The following is a 14,636-nucleotide window of genomic DNA, read 5'->3' as shown; positions in this document are numbered from 1 at the left end:
ATTGCTCTCCAGACAGCGGAGAGCAATCGAAAAAGCAGGTTACGGTGCTGGTGCGGGTCTCAGACCTGGATATATTTGGAGTGACTTGATCAGGGTGTCCTCGGAGTCGAAGCGTCGCTGCTCCATATTCCATCGAGTAATAAAATACTTCCCTGCATCGTCTTTCTGAATGGCTGTGACCATAACGCCATCGTTACGGGAGAGATGTATCAAATTAGCCTCGGTTTCCGATGGCCGTTCGATCACGTAGTGCCCGGTTTTTTTCAACCATGTCCTTTTTGCAGGTACAACAGGCGCCGGCGTCAGTTGCAGGTCCCTTGTCACTTTGTAGATCAGGTCTTTCTGGTATTTGAAGCGCTCATGGGCCATACCCTCCAGATCAATAAAGAACAGACCGGTATCGTCTATCTGAATAGGCGTAGAGATGATGCCCTGCGCGTCGGAGTAGCGCAGCAGATTGGTCTCAGGGTCCGATAGGCGTTCGATCAGGTAGTGGCGCGGGTCTTTCAAGGTTGACCTGTCGACAGGAACATCGGGGATACGTGCTGGCTGTCCGACAATGACCTCCTCCAGTTTGAAGTCGTTACGCAATGCGCTCCGGCCCTTTATGCTATCCAGTGTTTCCCAGCGACCGAGGTGAATTTTTTTGCCCAGGCCAGGCGCGACATCACGGACGTTCAGGCTGACCGCCTCCAGTAACTCTGCCAGCCCAGGTACCCCTGCGTAGTAATTGGCATGTGAGTTGCCGACGAAAGCGATCCATTTATGCGGCCCATGCGCCGCCTGGTCAGCTTGTATGACCCGTGAGGCAAAATAATTGAACATCTTGGTCCGGGCGTCGTCGGGCATTCCCTTGAGGTTATAGCTGGCGACGCAGTCCAGGGCTCTGATACGGATGCCGTATTTGCTGGCGGCTTGGTAGACCTCTGTGTAGGTGTAAGGGCCGGCATGACGGAAGTGCATGTGGCCTATGTCCTGTTGTTTCAGGTATCTCTTGAGGTTGTCAGGAAGCTGTTGGGTTTTAAGAAACACCTCCAGTTCGGCCTGATGAAGGTCGGTATACAGATGTTCGACATAGAGTGTCTTGAAACCCAACTTCTTGATGGTTTCCATCTGTGTTATCAGCAGTTTTTTGCTCGACTCCATGCCGTGGGGTTCACCCAGCACAAGCCCTGGCAAGGAACCGTCGCTGATCTGTTTCAGAAAGGATTCAGGTGTGGTGTTGTCCGTTATGGTGGGCAACGTCGGTCGAGAGGGGGGAGTGTAGTCGGTAAAGAACTCTTCAGCCTTGACGTGCAGCCGGGTTCGCGCCTCGATAAAAGTATCGAAAGCAGCCCCCTTTACCCCGCCACGAGGACGGTAAACGGGATCCAGGCCACGGCGGCTGCTGTAATCCAGGCGAATAATTTCATCTCTCATGGAGACAGGGATGTCAAACTCGTTGGCATTAAGCACCGAGGATGATGTGCCGGCCACCGGGTCGACTTGTCCTGCGCTGACGCCGCCAGCCTTCGGCTCGATAGGGGCGGGCGCTTTGTAGGGTGTTTGCAGTGTCACTCGATAGTCTCCCTTGGCTGACGGGTCACCCGGTATCGATCCGGGGGTGTCTGTCCAGATACCCACGGGCTGGTTCGGACCGATGTCCTCAACCCGCAGGGCGACGGCATTTTGCAGGTCCGCCAGGCCAGGTGTCTCATTGAACGTACGCAGGCGGGATGAATCCACGAGTGCAACCCAGCGCTCGTCGGGCTCGGTGAGGGCATCCGCTTCGATGGCGCGGTGGGAGTAGAAGTTTCTGATGGCGTTGTCCCGCGGCGTGGTCGGGGAGGTATCGCCCATTTGCAGGGCATCCTCCAGCTGGTAGGAGGTCGAGGCGTCCAGCGCCTTGATCTTGATGCCCTTCTCGCGCGCCTTGCGTACCAGGGCCAGGTAGGAGTATTCGGCGTTCTCGGCGAAGCCCACGGTTTTGTCGCAGTTCTTCAAGTGCCGCTCAATATGCTTCCATGATTTGCCGCGATTAAGCTTCTCCAGCTTGGGTCGAAACACATCGCCGGGCAGGTATTCCACATAGAGACGCTTGAAACCTTTTTCGATCAACGCATCCATCTGCTCAATCAGCAATTGCTTGCTGGCGATAGAGCCGGGGACCGCGCCGATGACCAGGTTCTGGTTTGCGGCAAAGGCATCGCTGGCAATCAATTGTGGGAACTGAGTGTTGGCCTCGACAGCAAGGGCGTCGGCTCGTGGCGCAAGAGGGTCGAGGTATTTGAAGAAATTCTGGGCGTCCTTCGTTAGACGTTCGACTTGTTGTTTATAAATGTTGAGCGCAGGTGCCAGCTGTGCTGCGGCGACACTGGGGAGCAGGCCTGGATCGCTGAACCACTCGTCTGCGCGTTGCCGCATGGCGGCACCGATGTCCGGGTCCAGTACGCGCTCAACATCGCGCCAGTGTCTGGCTGGCATCTCATAGTTTTTCAGCGTGTCAGGTGCTTCAGGCAGTTTTTCATACTTGGGGGCTCCGCCAGTGACGCCGGTACGTGTCCAGACCCCTTGTGCGTTTGGCGCTGCCACACGGGTGGTAGAGACCAGTTGCCCGCTGATCGGGTCGAGGCGATACAACAAGTAGCGACCGATCTCATCCGGCGTCTTTTTGGCCCAAAGGAATTCGCTGTCAAACAGCACTCTTTGCATGTCAGCGGTTGGGAGTGGCGCAGGTTCCAATTGCTGGATCAGCTTCATGACCGGGTTCTGTGGGGCTCTTTTCGCGACCTGGCGCAAGGCCGGTTTGCTTAGCTGCTTCAGTGATGCGAGGGCCGGGCGCAGATCGGTGAAGGCTGCGCCGGCACTGTTGAGCAGATAGCCTATCAAGTGTTCCAGGGCTCCTGCGTCATCGCCCTGATGGTAAGCGTGCAAGGCCAGCATGCCGTCCTTGAAAGCCAGCAGCATCCCCAAACTCAGGCTCAGCACCGGAAACGGGGCCGTGGCAACGGCGCTCACCCACTCCACGCAGGTCCACAGGATGCCGGCGATCATTTGGGTACGATTGACGGTGGTTGCTTGCACGTCATCGATTTTGCGCTGCAGCTTCATGTCATACAGCAGCCGGCGCAGGTCAAGTACTGGAGGTATGGCGCGGGTCGAGTCGTAACGCGCTGGGCCGGCGGTGGTTTTATCCAGGTTTTCAGGCAGCTGTTTTTGCGCTTCCTCCAGGAATGTGCGCACGCGTGTCCGGGACGGCACACCGACGCGGCTGGTGAGGTAGGTGATCATGCCGGGTAGCTTTTTCAGCAGGTAGTTGAACTGCTGGGCCTCGCGAAAGCTGATGCCATCTGGCGCTTGCGGTGTGTAGAGCAGCACGGGGTTATCGCCGTGGCTGAACAGGTAGGTATCGATGATCCATTCGCCGTCGATCAGAAGTCGGTGGATCGCATAATTGCCGCGTGTTTGTGTCGAAGTCTCGCCCATGCTGGCGATACTTTGGTTCAGCCATATCAGGTCAGCGTCGGCAATATCTCCTTGCAGGCGGCTTTCAAGGGCGGCGGTTTGCAACTGCAATTGGGTGATGGCCAGTGTCGCGTTACGCCGAAAGCTGTAGCCCGCACTGGCCCTGTCGAGCAATTTCGCTTTGAGTTCGTTGATGTAGCGCGCGCCGATCCACACGCCAGTGACCGAGCGTGCGACCTTTTCGGCGGTCAGTGGGCTGATATCAATGCCTTGCGGGCCTTTGAAGCGGGCTGATCGAGAGAATTTCTGGTCGAGAAAACCCACGCCGTCGCTGTAGCCGTCGCGATAAAGTTTAGTGTAAGTCAGGGGGGGTGGGGTCAACTTGGCCAGCACTGCCACAGGTGAGTAGGCCCACACCGTATCGGGATCAACATCGTTTTGCCTGCGCCCCAGTAGCTCGTTCAGCTTCTTTTTCGCCTGTTCATGCAGGTAGTCGGAAAAGCTTGGGTAGCGGGCTTCGGACAACGGCAAATCGTTGTAGATGCGCAAGGCGTGTCGGGAATCTTCGGCCAGTTGCAACAGTTTCCGGCGGTTGTCGGTGCTGGTGGAGCGAAACCAGTTCGGTGTGCCGAGTGCGTAGTCGTCGATACGGGTTGCCAAGACGTGGGCTGACATTGCCTTGAGGCAATCGGCATGACTGCCGATATTGTTGAAAGCCACCTCGTTGTATTCCTGGGCGTGGGGCTTGAAGCTCAGGCCGTTCAAGACACGTTTCATGGCCGGGCGAAAACGCAGGGGGACCCTTTTGATCAGATAGTCGGTCAGCGTGCCTGGCGGTTCTCTGTGGCCGTTGTCCAGGCTCCAGCCGAGGATATGGTTCTGGCAGGCGATTTCGCTGTCAAATGCTTGGAATTGCTGCTCTTGAGGCGCCTCGGGAGTACACAGCAACAGGCGCTTGACCACGCCGCTGGCATCGCTCTGACGCAATACCCACAAGTCTTGAAGTTGTGCCTCATGAAGTGAAAGTGTCGCGGCGCTCAGTTGGCTATCGCTGCCCTGGCGCAGGCTTTGAACCAGTTGGAAGTCGTCCTCGCGCAGGTGGCCCTGGAGCACTGCGGTATAGGCCAGTGCGTTGATCCGCTGATCGAGCATCTGTTCGATGGCGTGTCTGAGTTCGGGCTTCTTGTGCAGTTGTATTTGTATATCGCCAAACGCGATGCGCGGTTGCAGTGTGCTCAGCTGCTGCGCCAGCCAGGCCGGTGTCAGGTCGTCGTAGTCTTCGGGCAGGGGCGCGCCATTATAGAGGAGAGTGGTTTTTTCCAGGAAGTCGGAACCGGGCAACTCATCACCGGTGTGCAGGCCGCGCAGGGCCAGGTCGATCAGATTGCGGTCGTGTTCATACTCGCCGATAGGGGCGACATGGCGACGGGTGATGACCTGCAGGTGTTCCGGGTTCAGGTGGTGAATATCCAGGTCATCGCTCAGGCGTTCGAGCAGTTGATAACGGGCCAGGGTTTCAGGCGTGGCGACAGGGTTGAGCAGGTCGAGCATGTCCTGACGCGCTTCGTTATAGCGGGCCAGATGCTCGGCCAGGGTGGCTCGCCGGGTTTCGCTGGCGCTGCGATACCAGTCCGGGGCGCTGTTGCGCAGGTGGCGCTCCAGCAAACGCTGAGCGCGCCACTCCAGACGGGCGTTGAGGTCGGGTAGGGCGCAGGTGATGGCGAGATCAAGGGCATCGATCAACTGCACCGCGTCTTGTGTCGGGTTATCGACCAGGCTCAAGGCTCGGTCGATGTCCTGGGTGCGTTTGTCGATCAGGGCGTTGTATGTGTGTTCGAACAGCGGTTCATCGGTTATGGGCGACAGTTTCAGCGGCCAGATCCCAGCGGGTGTCAGGGCGTGATAGCGCATAGGCAGCAGACTCATGAAGTCGCGATGCTGAGCCGTGTCATCCATGCCTTGCAGCAAATGGGTGTTGAGTTTATCCAGCGAGTCGAATGATTCGATTCCATGCGCAGGGGTGAATAGCATCACTGCGCCGACTGCCTGGCCTGGCGACAGGTCGGTCGCCAGCGGGCTGGATTTTTCGGTGAGTACAAAGGCGCCGGCCAGTTCGACGACCTGTTCCTGATAGCGGAAAGTCAGTGCGTAAACGCCGGGACGTAGCGCTGGTCCCCGCGACACCTTTTCGAGGATTTTCTGTTCCAGCGGGTGTAACAGACGATCCCGGACACCGAGGGCGGCTTCATGCTCAAGCGCGGTGAAGCCTGCGTTATAGGTCATGAAGGATTTGCGTGACTTACCGCCGATCTGCTCGGAGAGATCGAGGTCTTGTAGATGAGCGTTCAGCGTCGTCTTGAGCAGCGCAAGTTTTTGCGGTAAATCATGCGGCTCCAGTGCTTGATAAAACGCTCGGCTCTTGGTCAGAAACTGCTGCCGATAGCTTTTCAGGACGCCGTTCAGTGTTTCCAGATAGGCCAGTTCGGTTGAAGCTTTTTGCTCTGGCAGAAGCGGTCTTTCGATCTTGAGCAGGTGATTGCCGATCTGGTTGAGATTGCCTTTGATGCCTTCAACGGCCTGGGTGGTGGTGCTCACAGGAACGCTCTCCATATTGGGACAAGAGTCCTCAGCATGGAGAGTCGTGCCCGTGGTCGGGCGGTAGATAGGTAGCGGTGTCAGACGCTGGAGCTTACCGAGCTGCGGCTGGAAAGCGCTTTGAGAGCGGCGCTTAAACCCTGGGCCGAATCACCCACCAACAGGTGCCAGATACCACCGTCGAGCTGACTCACACCCTGGCAACCCAGAGCCTTGAGCTGCTGCTCCGACAGCGCCTGGTCATCGGCCAGTTGCAAGCGAATACGGGTCATGGCCACGCAGTCCAGTTGCAGCACATTGTCGCTGCCACCCAAGGCGTTCAGCCATTGCTCGGCCTGAGCGGTTGCGACGGTCGAGGTTTGAGGTTGCGTAGCCACGACCGGGGCCGGCGTATTGCCGGAGGTCGGCATCGCCAGGCGGATCTCGTCGGCAATGCTGTCAGCCATCGGCCCCACTACCACCTGCAAGCTGCCGCCATTACCGGGGCGAACCACCGCCATCGCACCCAGGGCCTTGAGCTCGGCGTCCACGGCCTTGTTACGGTCCACCATGTCCAGGCGCAGGCGCGTGGTGCAAGCACCGACACTGAGCAGGTTGGCGGCACCGCCCAGGGCGCGAATGTAGGCACCGGCGCGCTGGTTGTCGGTCATGGCTTCGGTCTGCACGACCTGAATGTCTTCACGGCCAGGCGTTTTCAGGTTGAAGCGGCGGATACAGAAATCAAACACGGTGTAGTAGACCACCGCATAGGCCAGGCCCACCGGTATCACCAGCCAGCCATTGGTGGACTTGCCCCAGCCGAGGACCATGTCGATGAAGCCACCGGAGAAGGTAAAGCCCAGGTGAATGTTCAGCAGGTTGGTAATGGCCATCGACAGACCGGTCAGCAGCGCATGCAGCAGATACAGGAACGGTGCGAGGAACATGAAGGCGAATTCGATCGGCTCGGTCACCCCCGTAAGGAACGAGGTCAGGGCCATCGACAGGAAGATCCCGCCCATCACCTTGCGGCGCTCCGGCAGGGCGTTGCGGTACATCGCCAGGCACGCGGCGGGCAAGCCGAACAGCATCACCGGGAACATGCCCGTCATGAACTGGCCGCCCTTCGGATCGCCGGCAAAATATCGAGTCAGATCGCCCGTCACCACCGCGCCCGTCACCGGGTCGGTAAAGCTGCCGAACACAAACCACGCCATGTTGTTGAGGATGTGGTGCAGGCCGGTGACGATCAGCAGGCGGTTGAACACGCCAAACACGAACGCGCCGAGGCTGCCGCTTTCCATCAGCAACACGCCGAAGCTGTTGATGCCGTGTTGGATCGGCGGCCATATCAGCCCGAAGATCACCCCCAATCCCACTGCCGAAAACCCGGTGACAATCGGTACAAACCGTCGCCCGCCGAAGAACGCCAGGTACTCCGGCAGCTTGATGTCCTTGAAGCGGTTATACAGCCCACCGGCCATCAGGCCACTGGCGATACCGGCGAGCATGCCCATGTTGATGGAGGTGTCCATCACCTTGAGCGTGGAGATCATCACCAGATAGCCAATCGCCCCTGCCAGGCCGGCCGTGCCGTTATTGTCGCGGGCAAAGCCGACGGCGATGCCGATGGCGAAGATCAATGCCAGGTTGGCGAAGATCGCTTGCCCGGCGTCGTGCATCACCGCGATGTTGAGCAAGTCGGTGTCGCCCAGTCGCAGCAAGAGACCGGCGATCGGCAGGATCGCAATCGGCAGCATCAGTGCACGGCCCAGGCGTTGCAGGCCTTCGATGAAATGTTGATACATGGCGTGTCTCCCTATTCTTGTTGTTTTCAGCTCAGCGGCCAGTGGTGTTGACAGGCATGGCGAACGGCCTTGGCGCTGCTCAGGTCGAGCAACCCTTGGCTCAATTGCCGGCATTGCGCCGCGTCCAGGTGGCGGACGCGGTCCTTGATTTCGCCGATCTGCGGTGGGCTCACCGACAGCTCGCTGACGCCCAGGCCGATCAGCACCGGCGTGGCTAATGGGTCGGAGGCGAGGGCGCCACACACGCCGACCCAGCGCCCATGTTTCGCCGCACCGGCGCAGGTCTGTGCGATCAGCCGCAGCAAGGCCGGGTGCAGCGCATCGACGCGGGCGGCGAGGCCCGCGTGGTCGCGGTCCATGGCCAGGGTGTACTGGGACAGGTCATTGGTGCCGATGGACAAAAAGTCCGCATGCTCGGCCAGTTGCTCAGCCATGAGCGCAGCGGCGGGTACTTCGATCATCACGCCCAGTTCGGGGCGCTGAGTCAGTGCCAGCTCTTCGCACAGTTGATCCAAGCGCTGGCGGATCTGCAGCAGCTCATCCACTTCGCTGACCATCGGCAGCAGGATGCGGCAGCGCTGCAGCGGGCTGACTTGCAGCAGCGCGCGCAGTTGCTGGTCGAGCAGTTCCGGGCGTACCTGGGCCAGGCGAATACCGCGCAGGCCCAGCACCGGGTTGGCTTCGACAGGCAGCGGCAGGTAATCGAGTTGCTTGTCGCCGCCCACGTCGATGGTGCGGATGATCACCGACTTGTCGCCCATGGCATCCAGCACGGCTTGATAGGCCTGGCGCTGCTCCTGTTCATCCGGCGCGGTGCGGCGGTCGACGAAGAGGAATTCGGTGCGCAGCAGACCGACGCCATCGGCGCCGTTTGCAAACGCCAGTTGGGCTTCGGCGCTGGAGGCGACGTTGGCGGCGATTTCAATGCTCACGCCATCGAGGGTGCGCGCCGGCAGTCGGGCCTGGGCCTGTTGCTGCTGGCGGCGGACTTTCTGCGCATCGCGAATCTGGTGGACTTCAGCATGGCGAGCATCGCTGGGCGCCAGTTCCAGGCGGCCATTGGCGGCGTCCAGCACCACGCGCTGGCCCTGGGGCACCTCCAGCAGCTCGGCACCCAGCGCTACCACACACGGCAAACCTTTACCCCGCGCCAGAATTGCGACGTGGGACGTGGCGCCGCCCTCGGCCATGCAGATTCCCACGGCTTGCTGCTCGCTCAGTTGCAGCAGGTCCGAGGGGGTGAGTTCATGGGCGCCGACAATCGATCCGGCGGGCAATTCGAAGTGCCAGGCTTCACCCAGCAATGCGCGCAATACGCGTTGTTGCAGGTCGCGCAGATCGTTGGCGCGTTCGGCAAACAAGGGCTTGCCCAGTGCCAGCAATACCGCGCACTGGGCCTGGATCGCATCGCGCCAGGCATGGGTGGCGGCGCTGCCCTGGGCAATGGCGTCGGCAGCGGCTTGGAGCAATGCCGGGTCTTCCAGCAGCGCGAGGTGGGCGGCGAAGATCTCTTCTTCGTCGACGTTCTTGCGTTGGCGAGCGTGGTCCAGCGTGCTGCGGATTTCGCCGCGCACCTGCTCCAGTGCCGTATCGAGACGCTGCTTTTGTTCGCCGGCCGAATGGTTACCGGTGTCTTCCGGCAATTCGATGCCGGTCAGGCGAAACAGCGGGCCGCACACCAGGCCGGGGGCTGCGCACACGCCTTGCAACACATCGGCTTCCACACTGGCGCGACGTGGTACGGCCGCCACTGCAGGAGCGTGATGTTCTTCGCGGACCGCCACGGACAACGCCGCGATCAACCCTTGCAGCGCCGCATCGGCATCGTTGCCACGGCAACTGACACGTACTTCGTCACCCTCGCCAATGCCCAATCCCATCAAGCCAATCAGGCTGTCGCACGATGCCGACTTGTCAGCGAAGTGCAGGTGCGCCTGGCTGCTGAAACCCTGGGCGGTCTTGCGGATCAGCGCCGCGGGGCGCGCATGCAAACCGCCGCGATGGGTGATGCGTACGCTGGCGCTGGCTTCGGCGCTGGAGTTATCCACAGCCGCTTGAACGGGGGCGCCCGAACGCAGCGTCACCTGCATCAACGGCTCCCCGACCTTGACCGTGCCGAGCGGGCAGGGCGTCAGTTCGAAGCGGTCGCTGTTGGTCAGGATGATCAAGCTCACCAGGCTCTTGCACTGGCGCGCAATGCGGTCCAGGTCAAATTGCACCAGCGCCTGGCCCTGGCTCACCCGCGCGCCTTCCTTCACCAGCAAGGCAAAACCTTCGCCATTGAGTTCCACGGTGTCGATGCCGACATGCATCAGCACTTCGGCACCGTTGTCGGCGCGCAGGGTCAGCGCATGTCCGGTGCGGGCGACGTGGATGACCACCCCGTCACACGGCGCGTGCAGGCAGTCATTCAACGGATCGATGGCAATACCGTCGCCCATGGCGCCGCTGGCGAACACTTCGTCGGGGACGCTGCCCAGGGCCAGCACCGGCCCACTCAAGGGGGCGCTAAGGGTCAGTCGGTTATTGTTGTTGGACATGGGCACGGTACTCATCAGGAAAACACGGCAATCGACTCAGTGAGTGCGAGTGACTTTGCTCAGGTGACGGGGCTGGTCGGGGTTCATGCCCCGGGCCTGCGCCAGGCCTGCCGCCATCACGTAGAAACTCTGGATGGCCAGGATCGGGTCCAGGCTCGGGTGTTCGGCGCGGCTCAGGGTCAGGTCGCGTTCGGCGACATCGTCCGGCGCCGCCAGCAATACGCGGGCGCCGCGCTGGCGCATATCGGCGGCCAGGGTCAGCAGGCCGGCCTGCTCGGCGCCGCGTGGGGCGAACACCAGCAACGGGTAATCTGCGTCGATCAAGGCCATCGGCCCGTGGCGCACTTCGGCGCTGCTGAAGGCTTCGGCCTGGATCGCCGAGGTTTCCTTGAGCTTGAGCGCGGCTTCCTGGGCGACGGCAAAACCGGCGCCACGGCCGATCACCATCAAGCGCTGGCTGTCTTTGAGCGCCTCGATGGCCGCGCGCCAATCCTGTTTGGCCGCGTCACGCAGGCCGTCGGGCAGCGCCTTGCAGGCTTGCAGCAGGTCGGCTTCCTGGTTCCAGTGGCCGACCAGCATCGCGCTGGCGCTGAGCGTGGCGATAAAGCTCTTGGTGGCGGCCACGCTGAGTTCCGGCCCGGCACACAGCGGCACATGGAACTCACAGGCGGCTTGCAGCGGCGAGTCTTCGGCGTTGACCATCGAGATGCTCAAGGCCCCGCGTTTGCGCAGCAGGCGCAGGCTGTTGACCAGGTCCGGGCTTTGCCCCGATTGCGAGAAACCAAATGCCACTTGGCCGCTGACTTTCATCGGCGCCTGCAACAAGGTCACCACCGACATCGGCAGCGACGCCACCGGAATCCCCACATGCTGCATGGCCAGGTAGGCGAAGTAGCTGGCGGCATGGTCCGAACTGCCACGCGCAACGGTCATCGCCACTTGCGGTGGCTGGCGGCGCAGGCGACCGGCGACGTCTTCGAGTATCGGCTCCAGGCGTTGCAGTTGCGCCGCGACGGCGTCACAGGAGGCCAGCGCCTCTTCAAGCATTTTTGAAGTCAATGGTTTCTCCTTCGACCATTACGTCGGTGAGTGTCAGGGCGCGATCCAGGCGCACGCAGTCGGCAAAGCTGCCGGGTTGCAGGCGACCGCGTTCTTCCAGGCCCAGGTAGTCCGCAGGAAATTGCGACAGGCGTTGTGAGGCTTCGCTGATCGGCAGGCCGATCTTCACCAGGTTGCGCAGCGCCTGGTCCATGGTCAGAGTGCTGCCGGCCAGGGTGCCGTCCGCCAGGCGTACGCCGCCCAGGCACTTGGTCACGGTGTGGCTGCCCAGTTTGTATTCGCCATCGGGCATGCCGGCGGCGGCGGTGGAGTCGGTGACGCAATACAGGCACGGGATCGAGCGCAGCGCCACGCGCATGGCGCCGGGGTGTACGTGCAGCAGGTCGGGAATCAACTCGGCGTAGGTGGCGTGGGCCAGCGCGGCGCCGACGATGCCCGGCTCGCGGTGGTGCAGCGGGCTCATGGCGTTGTACAAATGGGTAAAGCTGGTGGCGCCGGCGGCGAGGGCGGCCACGCCTTCTTCATAACTGCCCAGGGTATGGCCGATCTGCATGCGCACGCCGCGTTGGCTGAGGGCGCGGATCAGGCTGTCGTGGCCGGCGATTTCCGGCGCAATGGTGATCACGCGGATCGGCGCCAGGCGCAGGTAGGCTTCGACTTCGGCCATCAAGGCGGTGTGGGCGAAGTTAGGTTGAGCGCCGAGTTTTCCCGGATTGATGTAGGGGCCTTCCAGGTGTACCCCGAGCACGCGAGCGCTGCCGGTAGGACGCTGCTCGCAGAAGGTGCCGAGCTGGCCGAGCACGCGGGAGATTTCGTCGACCGGCGCGGTCATGGTAGTGGCCAGCAGCGAGGTGGTACCAAATCGCACATGGGTGCGGGTGATGGTCTCGAAGGCCTCGACGCCTTCCATGATGTCTTTGCCGCCGCCGCCGTGCACATGCAGGTCGATAAAGCCGGGCAGCAGGTAGGGCAGGTCGTTGTCGGCCGGATTGCAAGGCGTGCCTTCGATAGCGACGACCTTGCCGTGCTCGTGCACCAGGCGGCCGCGGATCCAGCCGCTGGGCGTAAGGATGTTGTCTTCGGACATGGGCAGTTCTCTAAAGCCGCGACGCGGCGGCAAGTCTTACCTACGCAGCTCTGCGACAAAGTCGTAGTAGTCGTTGCGGCAATAGGTGTCGGTGATTTCTATGGGGGTGTTATCGAGCGTGTAGCCGACCCGGGTCATCAACAGCATGGCGGTGCCGGGGGCGATGCCCACCAGCTTGGCGAATTCATCCGATGCGTTGATCGCCTGTACATGCTGCAGGGCGCGGACGATGGGCTTGCCGATACTGTCGAAGTATTCGTACAGCGAGCTGCCCAAGGCCTGCGGCTGTGGCAGCACCGAAGCGGGGACAGCGGTCATTTCAATGGCCATGACCGTGTCGTCGGCTTTGCGCAGGCGCTTGAGGCGCGCCACTTTGTCATTGGTCGACAGGCACAGGCGGATCAGTTCTTCATGGGTCGGCGGGGTGATGTCGCGTTCAAGCCATTGGGAGCCGGGCACAAAGCCCTTGAGGCGCAGCATCTCGCTGAACCCCGACAGGCGCGACAGCGGCTGTTCCAGGCGTGGCGTGATAAAGGTGCCGGAGCCCTGGCTGCGGCGGATCAGGCCCTGCTCAAACAGTACTTCCAGCGCTTTGCGGGCGGTAACCCGAGAAATGCTCAACTGCTCGCTGAGCGCGCGTTCCGACGGCAGGGCTTGCTCGGATGTCCACTGGCCGGCATGGATCGCCGCTTCGAGCTTGCGCGCCAATTGCAGGTACAGCGGCGTGGATTGTTTGTCGTCGGGGCGCAGGGCCAGAATGGGATTCATCTGTCAGGTTTCCGATGCGGTTATTGGAGTGTTGTCGCCCGGTATGGGTCGAAAATTAATACCACTTAAATACCATGTCAATGCAGCCACAACGGTGCATTCAATGGATCAAGGCACCGCAACGGTGCCTGGCACAAAGTGGTATTAGAAAGGTCTTCATAGCGCGCACGACGGCGCAGCCCGCACGGTGAACTGGTATTCACCGGCCGGTGCTGCTCGGGGCAGGAAATATTTTCGAATTATTTTACGAGTGGTCGCAGATCAGGGCCGAATCTCGATCAGGGTGCCGTCCTTGACCAGGCTCCAGACCTCACGCATATCCACATTGCGCATGCCGATGCAGCCGTCGGTCCAGTCCAGGGTGTGGAACCACTGTTCCGGGTAATCCTCGGTGTCCGGGGTGCCGTGGATCATGATCATGCTGCCCGGTTTGACCCCTTCGCGGCGGGCGCGGGCGGCGTCGCTGATATTGGGGTAGGAGATGTGCATGGCCAGATTGAAGCGCTCGCTGGTCTTGCGCCAGTCGATCCAGTAGAGGCCTTCGGGCGTGCGGCGGTCGCCCTCGAACAGCTTGTGGCCCTTGGGGTTTTTACCCAGGGAAATGCGATAGGTCTTGAGGGGCTTGCCGTCGTTGATCAGCTGCAACTGGTGGGCGGATTTAAGCACCAGGACTTTTTCGACGGTTTTGCCGCCGAGCGTTTCCACCGTGGAGGCCGGGGACAGGGTAGCGAACGACAGGCAGAGAAGAGCAAGCAACCAACGCATTGAAACGGTTTCCCTTTGGCGATGAGTGGCCGGCTTGTTATTGGGCGGGCTTGGACAGGGGTGGCACCGACTCGCTGCGCACCGGGAACAGCTGTTGCCGACGGTCAGCGAAGAAGCATTCTAAGGTACGCCCGACCGTGCGGAAAGCCAGCTCGGACCAAGGGATATCGGCTTCAGCGAACAGCTTCACTTCCAGGCTTTCCTGGCCTGCGGCGAAGTCCATGTCGACCAGCTCTGCGCGATAGAAAATATGCACCTGGCTGATGTGCGGCACGTCGATCAGCGTATAGAGGCTCAGGTTGCGCACGCGGGCGCAGGCTTCTTCCAGCGTCTCGCGCATGGCCGCCTGGGCCACGGTTTCACCGTTTTCCATAAAGCCTGCGGGCAGGGTCCAGTAACCCAGGCGCGGCTCGATGGCGCGGCGGCACAGCAGCACTTTGTCGCCCCATACCGGCAGGGTACCGGCGACGATATTGGGGTTCTGGTAGTGAATGGTCGCGCAGTGATCGCAGACATAGCGCAGGCGTGCGTCGCCTTCGGGGATGCGTTGGATAACCGGTTTACCGCACTGGCTGCAGAAGTTCATGCTGG

General features: G+C 61.1%; 8 protein-coding genes. All 8 read right to left on the bottom strand.

The genetic code is table 11. The features are described 5' to 3' along the window. Positions 1-39: 39 nt before the first annotated feature. Positions 40-6,039 (bottom strand): membrane-targeted effector domain-containing toxin, encoded by a 6,000-nt coding sequence (locus C4J87_RS20705; RefSeq protein WP_177412802.1) that lies wholly within the window; start codon positions 6,037-6,039, stop codon positions 40-42. Between the two features lie 80 nt (positions 6,040-6,119). Then, entirely contained in the window at positions 6,120-7,826 is a 1,707-nt protein-coding gene (gene nagE / locus C4J87_RS20700; protein WP_124368242.1) for an N-acetylglucosamine-specific PTS transporter subunit IIBC, read from the bottom strand. Positions 7,827-7,852: 26 nt separating this feature from the next. Beyond that, on the bottom strand, positions 7,853-10,366 hold the full coding sequence (gene ptsP, locus C4J87_RS20695) for a phosphoenolpyruvate--protein phosphotransferase (protein ID WP_124368241.1): 2,514 nt from the start codon (positions 10,364-10,366) through the stop codon (positions 7,853-7,855). A gap of 36 nt (positions 10,367-10,402) precedes the next feature. After that, on the bottom strand, positions 10,403-11,413 hold the full coding sequence (locus C4J87_RS20690) for an SIS domain-containing protein (RefSeq protein WP_124369019.1): 1,011 nt from the start codon (positions 11,411-11,413) through the stop codon (positions 10,403-10,405). Further along, complete coding sequence (gene nagA / locus C4J87_RS20685) at positions 11,406-12,512, bottom strand: N-acetylglucosamine-6-phosphate deacetylase (RefSeq protein ID WP_124368240.1); 1,107 nt, start codon at positions 12,510-12,512, stop codon at positions 11,406-11,408. Before nagA ends, C4J87_RS20690 begins: the two co-directional genes overlap by 8 nt. Before the next feature lie 36 nt (positions 12,513-12,548). Continuing rightward, positions 12,549-13,280 (bottom strand): GntR family transcriptional regulator, encoded by a 732-nt coding sequence (locus tag C4J87_RS20680; RefSeq protein WP_124364270.1) that lies wholly within the window; start codon positions 13,278-13,280, stop codon positions 12,549-12,551. Between the two features lie 261 nt (positions 13,281-13,541). Continuing rightward, a complete protein-coding gene (locus tag C4J87_RS20675) occupies positions 13,542-14,045 on the bottom strand; it encodes a murein L,D-transpeptidase family protein (RefSeq protein ID WP_124368239.1) in 504 nt (167 codons plus the stop codon). 37 nt (positions 14,046-14,082) lie between these two features. After that, a complete protein-coding gene (locus C4J87_RS20670; RefSeq protein ID WP_124368238.1) occupies positions 14,083-14,631 on the bottom strand; it encodes an NUDIX hydrolase in 549 nt (182 codons plus the stop codon). Between the last annotated feature and the right edge of the window lie 5 nt (positions 14,632-14,636).

Origin of the sequence: Pseudomonas sp. R1-43-08, assembly GCF_003852255.1 — a bacterium.
Taxonomy (GTDB): Bacteria; Pseudomonadota; Gammaproteobacteria; order Pseudomonadales; family Pseudomonadaceae; genus Aquipseudomonas.
The sequence above is the reverse complement of the archived record's forward strand: the minus strand, read 5'-3'. Positions and strand labels throughout refer to the sequence as shown.

Coding starts and splice junctions, on each gene's coding strand:
- nagE (WP_124368242.1), bottom strand. CDS start 7,826: ATGTATCAACATTTCATCGAAGGCCTGCAACGCCTGGGCCGTGCACTG.
- ptsP (WP_124368241.1), bottom strand. CDS start 10,366: ATGTCCAACAACAATAACCGACTGACCCTTAGCGCCCCCTTGAGTGGG.
- C4J87_RS20690 (WP_124369019.1), bottom strand. CDS start 11,413: ATGCTTGAAGAGGCGCTGGCCTCCTGTGACGCCGTCGCGGCGCAACTG.
- nagA (WP_124368240.1), bottom strand. CDS start 12,512: ATGTCCGAAGACAACATCCTTACGCCCAGCGGCTGGATCCGCGGCCGC.
- C4J87_RS20680 (WP_124364270.1), bottom strand. CDS start 13,280: ATGAATCCCATTCTGGCCCTGCGCCCCGACGACAAACAATCCACGCCG.
- C4J87_RS20675 (WP_124368239.1), bottom strand. CDS start 14,045: ATGCGTTGGTTGCTTGCTCTTCTCTGCCTGTCGTTCGCTACCCTGTCC.
- C4J87_RS20670 (WP_124368238.1), bottom strand. CDS start 14,631: ATGAACTTCTGCAGCCAGTGCGGTAAACCGGTTATCCAACGCATCCCC.